This window comes from Halomonas sp. PAMB 3264, from assembly GCF_031954245.1.
Classification (GTDB): Bacteria; Pseudomonadota; Gammaproteobacteria; order Pseudomonadales; family Halomonadaceae; genus Vreelandella.
The window spans coordinates 824106-842151 of the sequence record NZ_CP134866.1 but is presented as its reverse complement, the minus strand read 5'-3'; the positions used below and the strand labels follow the sequence as shown (position 1 = coordinate 842151).

The 18046-nt window shown below is 63.6% G+C and carries 12 protein-coding genes; 1 reads left to right on the top strand and 11 read right to left on the bottom strand.

Annotation, left to right across the window (positions count from 1 at the left end):
- Positions 1-25: 25 nt before the first annotated feature.
- From gltB to pilM, 8 genes are all read right to left on the bottom strand, one after another.
- Positions 26-4468, bottom strand: a complete 4443-nt coding sequence (gene gltB / locus RN347_RS03845; RefSeq protein WP_311960244.1) for a glutamate synthase large subunit — start codon at positions 4466-4468, stop codon at positions 26-28.
- A 471-nt stretch (positions 4469-4939) separates the two neighbouring features.
- Positions 4940-6043: a 3-dehydroquinate synthase gene (gene aroB, locus RN347_RS03840; RefSeq protein ID WP_311960243.1), complete on the bottom strand. Its 1104-nt coding sequence runs from the start codon at positions 6041-6043 to the stop codon at positions 4940-4942.
- Positions 6040-6606: a shikimate kinase AroK gene (aroK, locus tag RN347_RS03835; RefSeq protein WP_263584912.1), complete on the bottom strand. Its 567-nt coding sequence runs from the start codon at positions 6604-6606 to the stop codon at positions 6040-6042. The genes aroB and aroK overlap by 4 nt, the downstream gene beginning before the upstream one ends.
- On the bottom strand, positions 6606-8696 hold the full coding sequence (gene pilQ, locus RN347_RS03830; protein ID WP_311960242.1) for a type IV pilus secretin PilQ: 2091 nt from the start codon (positions 8694-8696) through the stop codon (positions 6606-6608). The genes aroK and pilQ overlap by 1 nt, the downstream gene beginning before the upstream one ends.
- Positions 8697-8759: 63 nt before the next feature.
- Complete coding sequence (locus tag RN347_RS03825) at positions 8760-9284, bottom strand: pilus assembly protein PilP (RefSeq protein ID WP_311960241.1); 525 nt, start codon at positions 9282-9284, stop codon at positions 8760-8762.
- A complete protein-coding gene (locus RN347_RS03820) occupies positions 9281-9922 on the bottom strand; it encodes a type 4a pilus biogenesis protein PilO (protein ID WP_263584915.1) in 642 nt (213 codons plus the stop codon). Before RN347_RS03820 ends, RN347_RS03825 begins: the two co-directional genes overlap by 4 nt.
- Positions 9922-10500 (bottom strand): PilN domain-containing protein, encoded by a 579-nt coding sequence (locus RN347_RS03815; RefSeq protein ID WP_263584916.1) that lies wholly within the window; start codon positions 10498-10500, stop codon positions 9922-9924. Before RN347_RS03815 ends, RN347_RS03820 begins: the two co-directional genes overlap by 1 nt.
- Positions 10497-11558, bottom strand: coding sequence for a type IV pilus assembly protein PilM (gene pilM / locus RN347_RS03810; RefSeq protein WP_311960240.1), 1062 nt, complete (start codon positions 11556-11558; stop codon positions 10497-10499). Before pilM ends, RN347_RS03815 begins: the two co-directional genes overlap by 4 nt.
- 195 nt (positions 11559-11753) lie before the next feature.
- Between pilM and RN347_RS03805 the strand changes: the two genes are divergently transcribed.
- Positions 11754-14282, top strand: coding sequence for a PBP1A family penicillin-binding protein (locus tag RN347_RS03805; RefSeq protein ID WP_311960239.1), 2529 nt, complete (start codon positions 11754-11756; stop codon positions 14280-14282).
- Between the two features lie 107 nt (positions 14283-14389).
- Here RN347_RS03805 and RN347_RS03800 read toward each other — a convergent pair whose 3' ends face one another.
- The 3 genes from RN347_RS03800 to RN347_RS03790 all read right to left on the bottom strand — a co-directional run bounded on the left by RN347_RS03800 (position 14390) and on the right by RN347_RS03790 (position 18029).
- A complete protein-coding gene (locus tag RN347_RS03800; RefSeq protein ID WP_311960238.1) occupies positions 14390-16402 on the bottom strand; it encodes a TRAP transporter permease in 2013 nt (670 codons plus the stop codon).
- Between the two features lie 117 nt (positions 16403-16519).
- The gene (locus tag RN347_RS03795) at positions 16520-17020 is read right to left on the bottom strand and encodes a DUF1850 domain-containing protein (protein WP_311960237.1); all 501 of its coding nucleotides are present in this window, start codon (positions 17018-17020) and stop codon (positions 16520-16522) included.
- A gap of 49 nt (positions 17021-17069) precedes the next feature.
- Positions 17070-18029, bottom strand: a complete 960-nt coding sequence (locus RN347_RS03790) for a TAXI family TRAP transporter solute-binding subunit (protein WP_311960236.1) — start codon at positions 18027-18029, stop codon at positions 17070-17072.
- Positions 18030-18046 lie beyond the last annotated feature (17 nt).

Here is an 18046-nt window from a genome sequence, read left to right as displayed (position 1 = left end):
CCTCTCGGCGATGGACACATTCGGATTACTGCGGCTGACGCCGAGATTGATCCAACAGACTTCCCAGACTCGCCGCCTTCGGCTTCACCAGCCAGAAGTGGCGCGCGTAGTCGCTGAAGTCTTCCAGAATGGCTGCCCCACGCTTTGATCCGGTCTCGGCCACGTAGGCTTCGATCGTCTCGCGCAGGTGGCGGCGGTACGCCTCCATCGCCTCGGTGTTGACCCGGTGAATCTCGACCAGCTCGTGGTTGTACTTGTCCACGAAGCTGCGCTCTTCGTCGAGCACGTAGGCAAAGCCGCCGGTCATGCCGGCGCCGAAGTTGACGCCGGTCTCACCCAGCACGCAGATCATACCGCCGGTCATGTACTCGCAGCAGTGATCCCCCGCGCCTTCGATGACCGCCATGGCGCCGGAGTTGCGCACGCCAAAGCGCTCGCCAGCCACGCCCGCGGCATACAGCGTGCCGCCGGTGGCGCCGTACAGGCAGGTGTTGCCGACGATCGAGGTCTTGTGGCTTTCGAACTCGCTCACCGCTGGCGGCACGATGACGATGCGCCCGCCGTTCATGCCCTTGCCGACGTAGTCGTTGGCGTCGCCTTCGAGGTACAGATTCAGCCCCCGCGCGTTCCACACGCCAAAGCTCTGGCCTGCCACGCCGGTGAAGCGCGCGGTGATCGGGGCGTCTTCCAGGCCCTCTTCGCCATAGCGCTTGGCGATGGCGCCGGAGGAGAGCGCGCCGACGCTACGATCGCAGTTGGTGATATCGAAGCTGAAGTCGCCGCCGGAGCGGTTCTCGATGGCGCTTTTGAGCGCCTCGAGCACTTCCTGGTTTTTCGCACCCGGATCGTGGGGCACGTTACGGCTCACCGTGCAGAACTGCGGCGCATCCGCCGGCACGAAATCGTTTTTCAAAAGCGGGGTCAAATCGAGCCCGCGCTGCGAGGCGGTGCGCCCTTCGATCACTTCGAGCAGATCGGTGCGGCCGATCAGGTCGGTCAGCCTGCGCACGCCCATCATCGCCATCAGTTCGCGCACTTCTTCGGCAATGAAGCGGAAGTAGTTCTTGACCATGTCGACGGTGCCGCGGAAGTGCTCGCCGCGCAGGTAGTCATCCTGAGTGGCGACACCGGTGGCGCAGTTGTTCAGGTGACAAATCCGCAGGTACTTGCAGCCCAGCGCGACCATGGGTGCGGTGCCGAAGCCGAAGCTCTCGGCGCCGAGAATCGCCGCCTTGATGACGTCGAGCCCGGTCTTCAGGCCGCCGTCGGTCTGCAGGCGGATCTTGTCGCGCAGGCCGTTGATACGCAGCGCCTGGTGTACCTCGGGCAGGCCCAGCTCCCAAGGGGAACCGGCGTGCTTGATCGAGGTCAGCGGGCTCGCCGCGGTGCCGCCGTCGTAGCCGGAGACGGTGATCAAATCAGCGTAGGCCTTGGCAACGCCGGTGGCGATGGTGCCGATGCCGGGCTCGGAGACCAGCTTGACCGAGACCTGCGCTTGTGGGTTGACCTGCTTGAGGTCGAAAATCAGCTGCGCCAGATCCTCGATCGAGTAGATGTCGTGATGCGGCGGCGGCGAGATCAGCGTCACACCAGGCACGGCGTAGCGCAGCTTGGCGATGATCTCGTTGACCTTGCCGCCGGGCAGCTGGCCGCCTTCACCGGGCTTGGCGCCCTGGGCGACCTTGATCTGCAGCACTTCGGCGTTGACCAGATACGACGGCGTCACACCGAAGCGGCCGGAGGCGATCTGCTTGATCTTGGAGCTTCGGATGGTGCCGTAGCGGGCGTGGTCTTCGCCGCCTTCACCGGAGTTGGAGCGCCCGCCGGCTTCGTTCATCGCCTGGGCCAGCGCCTCGTGAGCCTCCGGCGACAGCGCGCCAAGCGACATGCCGGCGCTATCGAAGCGCGGCAAGAGCTCCTCGATGGACTCCACCTCGTCCAAGGCGATGGAATCGCCGGACTGCTTGAGCTTCAGCATGTCGCGAATGGTCGCCACCGGGCGCTCGTTCACCTGCTGGGCGAACTTCTTCCATTTGGCGTAGCTGCCTTCCTGCACCGCCGCCTGCAGCGTCATGACCACGTCCGGGTTGTAGGCGTGGTACTCATAGCCGTGAACGTACTTGAGCTGGCCGCCCTGGGAGATTCCCTTGCGCGGCGTCCAGGCATCCTTCGCGATCAGCGTCTGCTGCATCTGCAGCTCGCCAAAGCCTGCGCCCTGAATGCGCGAGGCCATGCCCACGAAGCAGGTGTCCATGATCTCGTCGTTGAGCCCGACTGCCTCGAACAGCATCGAGCCGCGGTAGGAGGCCAAAGTCGAGATGCCCATCTTGGAGAGAATCTTGAACAGCCCCTTCTGCAGGCCCTTACGGTAGTTCTCGCGGGCGTCCGCCGGGTTGCCGGTCAGCTCGCCGACGCGATGCATGTCCGCCATGACCTGGTAGGCAAGCCAGGGATAGACCGCCGTGGCGCCCACGCCGAAGAGCACCGCCATCTGATGAGCATCACGGGCGTAGCCGGTCTCGACGATGATGTTCGCCATCGGGCGCATGGCAAGACGGCCCAGGTGGCTGTGTACGGCACCCACGGCGAGCGCGGCCTGAATCGGCACTTCGCCCTTGGGCAGCTCGGCGTCACTGAGCACCAGCAGCACGCAGCCCTCTTTCACCTGGCGCTCGGCCTTCTGGCACAGCGCGTCGACGGCCTGCTTGAGGCTGGTCTCGTCCGGGTTGTAGCCAAGCGAGAGTAGGCAGCTGGCAAACGCCGGATCGTCCTGGCTGACCAGCGCGGTGAACTTGCGCGGCGACAGGATCGGCGTGGTCAGAATCAGGCGATGAGCGTGTTCCGGGGTCGCCTTGAAGACGTTGAGCTCGGCGCCGCAGCAGGTTTCCAGCGACATCACGATCGCCTCGCGCAGCGGGTCGATCGGCGGGTTGGTCACTTGGGCGAATTTCTGCCGGAAGAAGTCGGTCAGAAGACGCGGGCGGCTCGACAGCACCGCCATCGGCGTGTCGTCGCCCATCGAGCCAACCGCTTCCTGGCCGCTTTCCGCCAGCGGGCGCAGCACCTGGTCGCGCTCTTCGAACGTCACCTGGAACATCTTCTGCTGCACGTTGAGTGCATCGGTATCCATGCTCTGGAACCGCGCAAGCTCGGTCAGCGCTGACTCCAGATAGCTCGCCTGCTCTTTCAGCCAGCGCTTGTAGGGGTAGGCGGACTTCAGGCGGTTGTCGATGTCGTCGGTATGCAGCACTTCGCCGGTCTGGGTATCGACGGCGAGCATCTGGCCCGGGCCGACGCGGCCCTTGGCCACCACGTCCTCGGGCTTGTAGCCGTAGGTGCCGGTTTCGGAGGCGAGCGTGATGTAGCCGTTCTTGGTCATCACCCAGCGCGCCGGGCGCAGGCCGTTACGGTCGAGCATGCACACCGCCTGGCGGCCATCGGTCATGACCACGCCGGCGGGGCCATCCCAGGGCTCCATGTGCATGGAGTTGTACTCATAGAACGCGCGCAGCTCCGCGTCCATGGTCTCGACGTTTTGCCAGGCCGGCGGCACCATCATGCGCACGGCGCGATGAAGCTCCATGCCGCCGGTGAGCAGCACTTCGAGCATGTTGTCCATGCTCGAGGAGTCGGAGCCGGTGGTGTTGACTACCTCGTCGAGCTTGACGATGTCCGGCAACTGCTCGCTTGCGAAGTTGGCCTTCCGGGAGTTCGCCCAGCCGCGGTTGGCTTCGATGGTGTTGATCTCGCCGTTGTGGGCGAGCAGGCGAAACGGCTGGGCCAGCGGCCAACGCGGCGCGGTGTTGGTCGAAAAACGCTGGTGGAATACGCAGATGGCGGTTTCCAGGCGCGAATCGTTCAGGTCCTTGTAAAAGGCCGGCAGATCTTCCGGCATCACCAGGCCCTTGTAGGAGACGACTTCAGAAGAGAGCGAGGCGACGTAGAAGTCCTCCTCTTTCTTCAAGGCCTGCTCAGCGTAGCGCCGGGCCATGAACAGATCGACGGTGAAATTGGCGCTATCGCCGGGCTCGACGAAAATCTGTTCGATCCGCGGCAGGCAATCGAGCGCCATCGGGCCGCACACGCTCGAATCCGTGGGCACTTCGCGCCAGCCCAGGCGCTTCAAGCCGCGGCTGTCGAGCTCGCGCTCCAACGTCTCGCGGGCCGTCCGGGCGCGCGCATCGTCATTGGGCAGAAAGATCACCCCCACGGCGAAGCGCTCGCCGGGCTCGGTGCCCAGCGCTTCTTTTGCGACATCGCGCATGAACCGGGTCGGCATTTTCAGCAGCAGCCCGCAGCCGTCGCCGGTTTTGCCGTCGGCGGCGATGCCGCCCCGGTGGGTCATGCAGGTCAGCGACTCGATGGCGGTTTTGAGGAGATCGTGACTGGCTTCCCCTTGCATGTGCGCGATAAGCCCAAAACCGCAGTTATCGCGAAACTCGCCAGGCTGATGAAGACCTTTGTTCATGGGCGTGCCTCTAGTCAAGGTGTTTTACTGGCAGCGAACTTGTGCTTTAATGGCGGGTTTTCTTTTTATTTTGTCTTGCCTTTCCCGCCCGAGCTCCCGGCTCCCTGGCGTTCGCTGCCTCAGGAAAATGGCCGCTCAGCATAGCCACTTGCCCCCACCTGGCGCAATCGCCCGACCGCGCCAAATTTCTCAAAACTCTCGCCAAATCCTGTATTTGCAGCAGCACCCAACCAAAAAACATAGCTCCGTCAACCACTTAAGCCGATATCATGCGTAGTCTGCGTGAGCCCGAATGCCACATAGACTTTAGTCTAACAACACCGCTTTTATCCATGCCGATAACGCATACGGCATACCGATTGGCGCAACCATTGGCTTTACGCATGACCCAAACGCCAAAACCCGCCACGTGGGCGGGTTTTAGAGGCGCCGGTCGACGCCCGCTGTCAAGACAAAGACAGAAGAACGGAATTATTCGCTTCGCGGGTAGCGCCGAAGCAGCTCGTTTAGCGTATCCGGTGGCGTCTGATCGCTGATTACCGCCTCCCCCAGAGCGTTGAGCAATATCAACCTGAGCCGGGCATCGACGTTTTTCTTGTCCAGCCGCATCCGGCTGAGAAAATCCTCGACGCTCATGTTCGACGGCGCGGCCAGCGGCAGCCCCGCGCGCTCGATCACCGTCCGGGCGCGAGTGAGCATCGGCTCGTCGATCATGCCAAGCTCGAAGGAGAGTGTGGCCGCCATCGCCATCCCGGCGCCGACCGCCTCGCCGTGTAGCCAGTTGCCGTACCCCTGGTGCGCCTCGATGGCGTGGCCAAAGGTGTGGCCCAGGTTCAGAAGCGCCCGCACGTCCTGCTCGGTTTCATCTTCGGCGACGATATCGGCCTTGATCTGACAGCTCACCGCGATCGCCTCACTGACGGCATCGGCATCAATACGGCGAAGCGCGTCCATGTGCTCCTCGAGCCAGCCAAGAAACGCCTCGTCGCGAATCAAGCCGTACTTGATCACTTCGGCAAGCCCGGCGGAGAGCTCGCGCGGCGGGAGTGTGGCCAGCGTGTCGATATCGATGAGTACCGCGCGAGGCTGGTGGAAAGCGCCGATCATGTTCTTGCCCAGCGGATGATTGACGCCGGTCTTGCCGCCCACCGAGGAGTCTACCTGGGAGAGCAGCGTGGTCGGTACCTGAATGAACGCCACTCCGCGCTGATAGGCGGCGGCGGCAAAGCCGACCATGTCGCCGATCACGCCGCCGCCGAGTGCGATCAGCGTGCAGCGGCGATTGAACCCGGCACCCAGCAGGGCATCCCAGATGCGCTCGACTTGCTCCAGGTTCTTATAGCGCTCGCCGTCGGGTAGCGACACCGTACGCACGTCGCACTCCTCGGGCAGCGCGTCCATCAGCGCCTTCAAGTAGAGCGGTGCAATGGTGTCGTTGGTGACTACCATCACCTGGCGGCCCGCCAGATAAGGCGCCAGCAGGCCGGGCTCACCGATCAGGCCGCGGCCGACATGAATGGGGTAACTGCGCTCGCCGAGCGCGACGTTGAGGGTGCGACGGGCGTTGGCAGTCATGAGGATACCCCGGAGTCGGTGAGCTGGCGGCTTTCCAGCGGATCGTTCAAGCGCCGCGCGCGGCGCAAAATGTCGTTGACCACCGCACGCGGGCTTCGCCGGTCGGTGCGTACGGTAATGTCCGAGGTCGCGCGATAGAGCGGGTCACGCAGTAAAAACATATCCTTGAGTACCTGCTCGCGGTCGACGCGCTGCAAAAGCGGGCGGTTCTTGTCGCGGGCGGTACGCTTGAGCTGCTGCTCGACGGTGGTCAGCAGATACACCACGGTGCCGCGCTCGCGCAGCGCCCGGCGGTTCTCTTCGCGCAGCACCGCACCGCCGCCGGTGGCCAGCACCACCCCAGAAAGCCTGGTGAGCTCGTCGATCATCTGCACTTCGCGAAGGCGAAAACCGGGCTCGCCTTCGACGTCGAAAATCCAGGGAATGTCCGCGCCACAGCGGTCCTGGATCACGTGATCACTATCAAAGAACGTGCGTGAAAGCTCCGCGGCCAGCAAACGGCCGATGGTGCTTTTGCCGGCTCCCATCGGGCCGACCAGAAAAAGATTGGGTAAATCCTGCATCAGCGAACCGTCAAACCATCATCGAGTAGTCGTGGAGTAATAAACACTAACAGCTCTACCTTCTCATTGCTCTCCTGGTTATAGCGAAACAGCCGGCCCAAAAGCGGCAGATCGCCCAGAAGCGGCGTTTTGGAAATTTGGCTGAGCTGTTCGGTGGTCAAGATACCGCCCAGCACCACGGTTTGGCCATTGTCCACCAGTACCTGGGTTTCGATCTGGTTGGTATCGATGGGCGGCTCACCACCGAATTCGCTTTCGCGGAAACTATCGTTCTTGATCACCAGATCCATGATGATGCGGTTGTCCGGAGTGATTTGCGGCGTGACCTCGAGCGAAAGCTCGGCTTCCTTGAACTGGGTATCCGGGTTGCCCTCTGCATCGACGCTTTGAAAGGCGCGCTCCTCGCCCTGGCGGATGGTGGCGGTGCGCTGGTTGGCGGTGATGATGCGCGGCTGGGAGATCGTCTGGCTCTTGCCTTCGCTTTCGAGTGCTCGAAGCTCGAGATCCAGCAGCACGTCGCCGGAGAGATAGCCGAAGCTGAAACCGGTGCCCGCGACCGCGCCGGGGCCAAGGTCCACGGCGAGCCCGCCCCGAGCACGGCTGAGACCTTGTGGATTGAGGTCTCGACGAACGCCTTGCCCAAACTCGTTAATCTGAAAGCCGCGAGTGCTCGAGGCGCTCCAGTTGACCCCCAGCTCGCGGGAGGCGTTATCGCGGGCGATGACGATGCGCGCCTCGATCTGCACCTGGCGCACGGCGACATCGAGCCGGTCGAGGGTGGCCACGATTTCGCGAAGCTGGTCGGCGGTATCCTGCACCAGCAGCGTATTGGTGCGCTGGTCCACGCTGACCCGGCCGCGGTCGGTCAAAAGGCCAAAGCCTTCGGCGCCGCGCAAGAGCTGGGCGAAGTCCTCGGCGCGGGCATAGCGCACCTCGATGAACTCGGTCACCAGTGGCGCCAGCGTTTGGCGCTGATTGCGCGACTCGATCTGTTGACGTTCGACCTCGGCGAGCTCCCCAGCCGGGGCGATCACGATCACGTTGCCCTGCTCGCGGCTCGATAGCCCCTGGCTTTGCAGAATCAGCGCCAGCGCCTGATCCCAGGGTACGTCGTTCAAGTTCAGCGTGACCCGGCCGGTGACGCTGTCGCTGGCGACCAGGTTGAGCCCGGTGAATTCGGCAAGCGTGGCGAGTACCGAGCGCACTTCGATGTCCTGAAAGTTGAGGCTCAGCCGGTCGCCGGTAAAGCGCTCTTCCGCCTCCTGGGCAAGCGAATCGGCGGGGGTGGCCACGGGCTCGACGTCGATGGTCAGCACCCGCCCGCTTTGCGAGGAGAGCAGCGCATAAGGCCCCTGGGTTTGCAGCTCGAGCTGGGTGCCCGTGGCGGTGGTGCGCGGCGTGATGCGATTGATGGGCGTGGCGAAGTCGGTGACATCGAGAATCTGGTCGAGCGACGCGGGCAGCGTGACGCCCGGCAAGGTGGCGTTCACCACGCCAAGCCCCGCCTCCTCGACGCGGGCGTTCACCCCGCTTTGACTGAACGTGACCAGAAGCCGCCCGGCGCCGTTGGCGCCGCGGCGAAAATCGATGTCCTCGATGCTTGGCCCACTAGAGGCGGCCGGCGCCGGGCGCGGTGACGGTGGGGCGGTGGGGACGCTGGCGGCGCTTGGCGTGGACGCGACCGGCGGCTGGGAGCCAATGGCGGTGGGGGTAAGAAACACGCTGAGCCGGCTGGGCGAGGCCGCCGAGCGAAACGTGTGCGCGCCGCTCAAATCGACGATCAGTCGCGTGCGCCCGCCACCTTCGATGGTGGTGATGCGCTCCACCCCACCCAGCCCCACGGCCTGGCTTCGCTCGGCAAGCCCGTTTTGCGTATTGGCCAGATCCAGCGCCAGCCGCGGCGGCGCCTCCAGCGCGTAGCCAGTCAGCTCGCCCGGCGCGCCGTCAAATGACAGCAGTAGCTCGACCTCCCCCTGGGGCGCATCACGCACCTCCAGGTCGGTCAATAGCGCCGCCGAGGCAAGCGCCGGGCAAGCGAGCACAGAGAGGGCGAGCAGACAAAGCGCGGTACTGCGGGCAATGGTGATCATAAACAGGGATGTCCAAATAAACGTCCAACGAAAATGGTTGCTCAACCGCAGCTCACAAGCGCCTCAGGGCTGCAGCGACAGGGCGGCCGGGCTCGTTTGCCACCCTTGCTGCTCGTCAAGGATGCGCTCGACCAGCGTGACCTCGTCCAGCGTAATGCGGGTAATCTCCCCGTAGTTGGTGCCCAGGTGATTGCCTTCGCGCACGGTGACGACGCTGCCGTCCGGCGTTGCAATCAGGGCGACGCGCTGAGTGCCCATCTGAAGCGTACCTACCAGGCGTAGCGACGGGAGCGCAAAGGCCTCCAGCGGCTCCAGCGGGCGCTCGGTATCCGGCGCCAGGGCGCTATTGCGCGTTGCGATTGTCTCACTGCGCGCTAGCCGCTCAGGCGCCAAAAACGGGCTACGTGACTCGCTATATCGATAGTTTAATAGCGCGGGCTCGGGAAACGGTGCGGCGTCGATGGCCACCGGCACGTTCGGTTCGCGCCGAATGTCGGCAAGCGTGGCATCGAGCTGGTCGAGCATGGCGTCGTTGCAGCCACTCAGCAAAGCGGTCAGCAAAAGCGGCGTTAGCGCGCGCGGACTCATGGCGCTACCTCGTCGGGTCGAGCCTCGTCGATATAGGTATAGGTGCGCGCATCCAGCGTCAACCGAAGCGACTCGCCCGGCGGCTCGACGGCGGTGAGGGTCAAATCGTGCTGGGTCACGATGCGCGCCAGCTGGCTGATATCGGCGACGAAGCGGCCCAGCTGGTGGTAGCCGCCGCGCACCTGAATATCCAGCGGATGCTCGATGTAATGCTCGTTGGCCACCGGCGCCCCGAGGCGAATCACCTCGATGGTAAGACGATTATCCACCGCGGCATCGCTGATGCTGTCCAGAAGGGACGGAATTTCGACATTGGTGGGCAGCATCGCGCGCATGCGCTCCATGTGTCCGCCAAGCGTTTCAAGCTGGCTTTGAACGTTGGGCAAGAGCGCCACTTCCGAGGCCTTGACGCGGTAGTCGCTTAAAAGGCGCGCCTCCTCACGTTTGGCCTCGGCAAGGCCAGCGCGCTTTTCGCTCACCTGCCAGGCCATCAGAGCCCCAAAGGCGACGGCGAACACCAGTATCACGCACAGCGCCTTCAAAAAGATCGGCCAGCCGCCGGCCTCTTTTAGATCGAGACTTTGCACCTCGACTTCCTTGAGACGCTGCCACTCCTGGCGCGCCCGGGCTTTACTCATCACTGGGCGGTCTCCTCGGTCGTCGCACTGGCCTCGACAGTGGGCATCGTTTGAATCATCTCGAAGCGAAAACGCCGCCCCTGCTCGTCCGGCGCGCTGGTGACTTCCGATAGCACCGGCACCGCGAAGCCCGGCACGCGGGCCAGGCGGCGAAGCTGCTCGGAGACCTGGCGCTCGTCGTTGGCCGTCGCCGTCACACTCACCCGCGGGCCTTCACGGCTGAGCTCTTCGTAGACCACACCGTCGGTCAAACTGGCCGCCAGCGCGTTGAAGAGCTCGACGGTATCGACGCGCTCGCTTTGCAGCGTCCTGAACAGGGCAAGCTGTTGATTGAGCTGGGCAGCATCCTCCTGGTAGCGCTTGACGTCCTCGATCTGCTGGTCGAGCTGCTCGATGTGACGGACGATATAGTCATTACGCATCGCCTGCTCGTCGAGCTCCTGCTGATAAATGAGCGAAACGCCGAGGGCGGCCAGAATACCCAGCGCAAGCGCCAGTGCCAGCACGCCGTAAAACTGTTTGGTGCGCTTCTCCCGACGCGCTTCGCGCCAGGCCAGCAGATTGATATTGATATTCACTGGCTCACCTTCATGGCAAGCCCACAGGCGGTGAGCATTGCCGGCGCGTCGCTGGTCAGCCCCTTGACGTTGATCCGCGAGCGAAGCTTCATGCGCTGAAACGGATTGGCCTGGGTCACCGTCAGGTCGTTCTCCTGGGCGATGCGCTCGGCAAGGCCCGGAATCACGCTCGACCCGCCGGCCAGCACCAGATGCTCCACGCGCCGCTTGCGCCCGGCGGTGTAGTAAAGCTGTAGAGAGCGGCCTACCTGCTGTACGACGGTGTCGATGAAAGGATCGAGCACGCTCTTTTCGTAGTCCTCCGGCAACCCGCCGCGCTTTTTGGCAAGCCCCGCCTCTTCGTTGGTCAGCTCATAGCGCTCGCGGATGTTATCGGTGAGCTGGCGCCCCCCGTAAACGGTATCGCGGCTGTAAATGATGCGGCCGTGGTCGAGCACGTGGAAAGCGTTCATGGTCGCGCCCAGATCCACCAGCGCGATGTTCGACTGCGACGCCTCGGCCAGATCGATCTGGCGTCTGAGCTCGCCAAACGAGCGCTCCACGGCGAAGGTTTCAACGTCGACGGCGGCCGGTTCGAGCCCGGCCTGGATCAGGGTATCGGTGAGCTGGCTGACATCGCGCTGGCGACACGCCACTAAAATCACCTGCTGCAGAGTGTCGTCGCCGGGCACCAACCCCAGGCGCTGGAAATCGAACGCCACCTCGTTGAACGGAAAGGGAACGTGGCGGTCGTACTCCTCGATGATACGCGCTTCGATGTCCTCTTCGCCAAGCGATGCGGGGTACGTGAGGGTGCGGGTAATCGCCGCACTCGCCGGTACCGCGACGGCGGCCTTGCGTGTGGTGGGTTTGGCGTGTTCGACGGCGGCTCTAAGTACTCGCGCCACGTCGTTGATATCGCGAATACGCCGCTCCACCACCGCGCCTTCCTTGAGCGGGCGTACGGCGTAGCTTTGTACCTGATAGTTGGTATCCAGCTGTTTAAGCTCTAAAAGCTTGACGGTGGCCGAGGTGATATCGACCCCGATCAATCCCTTTCCAGACGTTGATAAGCGCATGGGATCCCGTTTGGTTTTATCGTTTTACCGAGCGTGTAGCGAGGTTACCTTATTTTTAGCGGCGCGACACGTTAAGGCCCACATGGCATATCAACACTGGTGGCCGGTGGATAGGCTTCTTATAATGGTGCCCAATTGCGCAATACGGCCAGCTGGACGCCGTACCTCTTTTATCTCCACGGGTGCCCTCTGTTCATGACGTTTTTACGAACTCTTCTCGTGTCACTGTTCTCCGCGGTGGTCGCCCTCGTGGGCGCCACGGCGCTGGCGGTGATCGCCGCTGCCATCTACTTTTCGCCCGGGCTTCCCGATGTGCGTCAGCTACAAAATTTCGAGCTCCACACCCCGCTTCGTATCTTCACCAACGACGGCCGGCTGATCGGCGAGTTCGGTGAAGAGCGCCGCATGGTGGTGGACTTCGACGAAATCCCTCAAAACATGATCAATGCGCTGATCGCCGCCGAGGACTCGAGCTTCTTCGAGCACGCGGGGGTCGACCCGCGGGGTCTGGCCCGTGCTGCGGTGGAGCTTGCAAGCAGTGGCGGCACGATCCAGTCCGGCGGCTCGACCATCACCATGCAGGTCGCGCGTAACTACATGCTCACTCTGGATCAGACCTTCACGCGCAAGATTCGCGAGATCCTGCTGGCGCTTCAGATGGAGCAGGTGCTCTCCAAGGAGCAGATCTTCGAGCTCTACGTGAACAAGATCTTTCTGGGCAACCGCGCCTACGGCATCGCCACCGCCGCGGAGACCTATTACGACCGCCCGCTCTCCGAGCTCACGCTGGCCGAAACCGCGATGATCGCCGGCCTGCCCAAGGCGCCGTCGGCGTTCAACCCGCTGGCCAACTCCGAGCGCTCGCTGATTCGCCGCAACTGGATCCTGTTTCGCATGCGCGAGCTGGGTTACATCGATAACGACACCTATCAGGCGTCGGTGCAGGAGCCGGTCACCGCGCGTCGCCACTATACGCAAACCGAAGTGGACGCCTCCTACGTCTCGGAAATGGCGCGCCAGTACGCCGTCGAGCGCTTTGGCGATACCGCCTACACCGGCGGCTACCGCATCTATACCACCATCGATAGCGAGCTTCAGCCCGCCGCGCGTCAGGCGCTGGCCGATGGCTTGATCGAATACGACCGCCGTCACGGCTGGCGCGGGCCGGAGCAGAGCGACATCGCCGCGAGCCTGGTCGAAGCCCAGGAGCAGACCACGACCCAAGGGCTCGAGGAAGAGCTTTCCGAGTCGCCGGAGATTCGCCAGACCGCGCGCCAGGCCGCCGAACGCAGCCAGACCGAAATCGAAGGCATTGAGGGCGACGTCTCCAACTGGCTTCAGGTGATCGAGCGCACGCCCAACTACGGGCTTTTGCAGCCAGCCATCGTGGTCGAAAGCAGCGGCCGCGAAATGCAGGTGCTGACCCGTGACCGTGAACTTAAAACCATCGGCTGGGACGGCCTGAACTGGGCCCGCCAGTATCTGAGCCCGCGAAGCCGCGGCGGCGAGCCCGCCAATGCCAGCCAAATCGCCGAGCGTGGCGATCTGATTCGCGTGGTGGAAAGCGATGACGGCTCGCTACGCCTTTCCCAGCGCCCGGACGTTGAGGGATCGCTGGTGGTGCAGGACCCGCGCACCGGCGCCATTCTCGCGCTGCAGGGCGGCTTCGATTTCAACGCCAGCAAATTTAACCGCGCCATTCAGGCCCAGCGCCAGTCCGGCTCGATCTTCAAGCCGTTCATCTATCTCGCCGCGCTCGACGACGGCGGCATGACCGCGGCGAGCGTAGTCAACGATTCGCCGCTGGTGGTCGATGACGGCAGCGACTCGCTGTGGCGGCCGATGAACTCGAGCCGCGACTTCCAGGGCCCGATGCGCCTGCGCCCGGCGCTGGCCCGCTCGCGCAACCTGGTCACCATCCGGGTACTGCAGTCGATGGGCATCACCCCGACCATCAACTATCTGGAAGGCTTCGGCTTCTCGGTGGATCGCCTGCCGCGTGGGCTGTCGCTAGCCCTCGGGAGCGCAAGCCTTACGCCGATGGAGATGACCAACGCCTACGCGGTCATCGCCAACGGCGGCTTCCAGGTCTCGCCCTGGTTCATCGAGCGCGTCACGCGTAACGACGACCGCGAAATTCTCGACGAAGCCACGCCCAGCATCGCCTGCGCGAGCTGCGCCGAAGGCCAGCAAAGCGTCGAGATCGACGGCAAGAGCTACCCCATCGCCAAGCGCGTGGCCGACCCGGCGGCGGTGTACATCCTTCGCGACATGCTGCGCGACGTCATCACCTCGGGCACTGGGCGCGCCGCGCTCACTCTCGACCGGGACGATATCGTCGGCAAGACCGGCACCACCAACAACCAGCGCGACGCCTGGTTCGCCGGCTTCAACAGCAACCTGGTGACTACGGTGTGGGTCGGCAAGGACAGCAACGAAACCACTGCCGAGTACGGCGCCAGCGCCGCGCTGCCGATCTGGATCGACTTCATGGGCCAGGCCCTGGCGGGTACGCCGTCGGCGCTGCCGGAGCGTCCGAGCAACGTGGTGACCGCACGGGTCGACCCGGACAACGGGCGTCGGCTTTACGACAATCAGTCCGGCGGTATCACGGAGCTGTTCCGCGAGGATAATCTGCCCTCTTATCAGGCGCGCACGGTGAGCCGCGAGTTCGAGGAAGCAACTGGCTCCCAGGGCTCCGGCGCGGCAGAGTCGATCTTCTAACGCTTTTAAGCCCTGAACGAAAAAGGCCTGAACGAAAAAGGCCTGAACGAAAAAGCCCGGGACGCCATGGCGTCCCGGGCTTTTTTATAGCGCTCACTCAAGGCCGGTCACGGCATGACCGGGTGCTCCTCACGGCGGCTGGCCAGGTAGTTGGCGGCGATGATCACGGCCATCACGACCACGCCCGCAAGCTCGGTCCAGAGGCTTGGGTAGAAGACGCCGAAGATCGCCGCGCCGATCGCCAGACGCGCCGGCCAGCTCATTCGCGTGAACAGATAGCCTTCGAGCGAGGCGGCAAAGGCGCACAGCGCGAAGATCGCGATCACCGCATTCCAGATCACGACCGGCACCGGCCCGCCAATGATGATCTCCGGATTGAAGACCATGAACAGCGGAATCAGGTAGAGCCCCTTGGCGAACTTCCAGGCCTGGAAGCCGGTTTCCATCGGTTTGCTGCCGGCAATCGCCGCCCCGGCAAAGCCCGCCAGCGCAATCGGTGGGGTCACGTTGGAGTCCTGGGAGTACCAGAACACCACCAGGTGCGCGATCAGAAGCGGTACGCCGAACTCATTGGTCAAGGCAGGCCCCACCAGCACGATCAGCACGATGTAGCTGGCGGTCACCGGCAGCCCCATGCCGAGCACCAGACTCGCCAGTAGCACCATGACCAGTGCCAACACCAGGTTACCGCCAGAGAACGCGAGCATCATCGAGGAGAACTTGAGCCCGAGCCCGGTCAGCCCCACCACGCCCACGATAATCCCGGCCACGGCGCAGGCCATCGATACCGCCACGGCGTTGCGCGCGCCCAGTTCGAGCCCTTCGACCAGTTTGGTCAACCCCGACCAGACCACCGCTTTGGTACGCGCTGCGGTCACCGGCTGGCCCTGGCCGGGGGCAACGAAGAAGTACCAGAGCGCGTAGCGAATCACCGCCACCGCCACCATGGTGATGACTGCGTAATACCCCACCCGCATCGGTGACAGATTCAGCACCAGCAGCCACACCAGCACCGCCAGCGGTAGCAGAAAGTGCCAGCCGTCCTTCATCACCTGGCGCATCTTCGGAAGCTCGGAGCGCGGCATGCCCTGCATGCCCTGCTTGAGCGCAATGATATGCACGAACAGATAGACCGTGGCGAAGTACATGATCGCCGGCAGGATACTGATCTTGACGATTTCCAGATACGGCGTGTTGGTGTACTCGGCGATCAAGAAGGCACCGGCGCCCATCAGTGGCGGCATGATCTGCCCGCCGGTCGAAGCCGCGGCTTCGATACCGCCGGCCTGCTTGGGCTTGTAGCCCAGCTTTTTCATCAGCGGAATGGTGAAGGCACCGGTGGTCACCACGTTGGCGATGGCGCTGCCGGAGATCGAGCCCATGCCCGCCGAGGCGAGCACGGCAGCTTTTGCCGGGCCGCCGCGCTGGCGCCCGGTGGCGGCGTAGGCCATATCGATGAAGAATCGCCCCGCGCCGGTACTCTCGAGAAAGGCGCCGAACAGCACGAAGATGAAGATGTAGGTCGCCGCCACGCCGAGCGGCAGCCCAAAGATGCCCTCCTGGCCGAGATAGAGCTGCCCCGCGACGCGGTCCAGCGTATAGCCACGGTGCGAGAGAATGCCCGGCAGCCACTCGCCAAGCCAGGGAAGCTCGCCCCGGGGGCCGGCCAGGGCGTAAACGATGGCAATCAGCCCGATGATGGTCATGCCGAGTCCCACCGCGCGACGGCTCGCTTCCAGCACCGTGACGGTCGCGATCATCGCCACGATGATGTCGGTCTGGTTCCAGAACCCGGCGCGGTTGATGATCTCATCGAGAAAGAACACCAGATAGCCGCCGGTGATCAAAGCGCCAGCGAAGCAGACGGCATCGAGCGCCCAGCCGAGCGCCCCGCGCTTACGATCCGGGCCGAACACCGGAAACATTAGAAACGCCAGCAGCATGACCAGCGCCAAGTGAATGCTGCGCTGGTAGAAAAGCCCGAGCGGCTGAATACCCGCCGAGTAGAGCTGAAAAAGCGACAGGGCGACCGCGACCAGCGTGATCGCCCAGAGTGCGGCGCGAGGCTGAATCGCGTTGGCACCCGGCATGACCACCGGCGGTTGAGTGGATTCGCTCATGGAGTCCTCGAAGCGTTAAAAAAGCTGCGTTAAAAAAAGCTGCGTTAGAAAAATTGCGCTAAAAAGCGGTCCTGGAAGATCTTCATACCCCAACCTGAGACGATTCGAGCGTGTTGATCACTCGGTGTTGGCGCTTGACGACGGCGCAAGCTCGATCGTCACGCGCTCGCCGGCGGCGCGCTCGCTGATGCTCGACGGCTCATGCTCGCCGTCAGGCCAGACGATACGGTGATTCACCCCAGGCGCCCCCGCCCGCAGCAGGTAGCGGTTGCTTGGGACCGGCTCGTCGATGGCGTTGATCCAGTAGCCGCCCTCGCCGTCGGAGACCTGCTCGCCGCGGCCCGCGATATGGCCAAGGCCCGCGGCGAAGTCCGGCTGATGGCTGCGCTCGAGCACCATCTGCCCCTGTTGATTGCGATAGCAGTCGAGCACGGTGAAGTGCGCCACCGAATGGTTCCAGGCCATGCACCAGCGCCCGCCTTCCACAACGGTGTCATCGATCAACACCTCACCCGACTCACTGGTCACCACCAAACGCGCCGGCGCCTGTCCCCAGGCGCCGGCGTGCGGCAGTGTCATCAGTGCAAGCGCTATCAGCGGTAGAGTGAACCACTGCATGATCAGACGCCTTTTGAACGATCGTTAAGAGAACGTGTTAAGAGAGTGATCAAGGACGCAGGCGGTCGGGAATCTCGACACCGGTCTCCTCGAAGTAGCGAATCGCGCCGGGATGCAGCGGCACCGGCGTGGACTCCATGGTGAACTCCACGGTGGTGTCGTTGGCCGCCGGGTGAACGGCGATCAGCTCGTCGGTGTGCTCGAACAAAAGCTGGGTGAGCTGATAGGCAAGCTCTTCATCCATGTCCGCGTTGACCACCAGCACGTTGGGAATACCGATGGTTTGCACCGCTTCGTCCATACCGTCGTAAAGCCCGGCTTCCAGCTGGTAGGGAGCGAACACCGCTTCCTCTTCCTGAGCATTGGCAATCTCTTCGTCGGTCAGGCTTATCAAGCGGATGTCGCGGGTCGCCGCCAGGTTCATGATCGAGCTGGTGGGCGGGCCCACGCTCCAGAAACCGGCGTCGATGTCGCCGTCGCGGATGGCGTCGGCGGTTTCGTTGAAGTTCAGCCGCTGGGCGGTGAAGTCGTCGTAGCTAATGCCGTTGGATTCGAGCACGGCGCGGGCATTGAGCTCGGTGCCGCTCCCCGGCGCGCCCACCGATACGCGCTTACCGGCCAGATCGTCGATGCTTTCGATGTCGGATTCCGCGAGCACGACCAGCTGCACGGCGTTGGGATAGATCGAGGCCAGCGCCCGGGTGTTCTCGACCTGGCGGCCTTCGAAATCGCCGGTGCCGGTGTAGGCCTGGTATACGGTGTCGGCAAGCGCTGTCGCCATGTCCGCATCGCCGCGCATGATCAGCCCCATGTTCTCGACCGAGGCGCCGGTTACCTCTGCCGTGGCCTGGGCGCCTTCGATGTGGTTGTTGATCATCTCGGCCAAACCGCCGCCGATCGGATAGTAGACACCGCCGGTTCCGCCGGTGGCGATCGATAGCTGCTGGGCACTGGCGGGTAGCGCCATGGCCAACATGGTCGTGGCGACTGCGTATTTTAGCGTTTTCATGAGCGTTGCCTCTATCC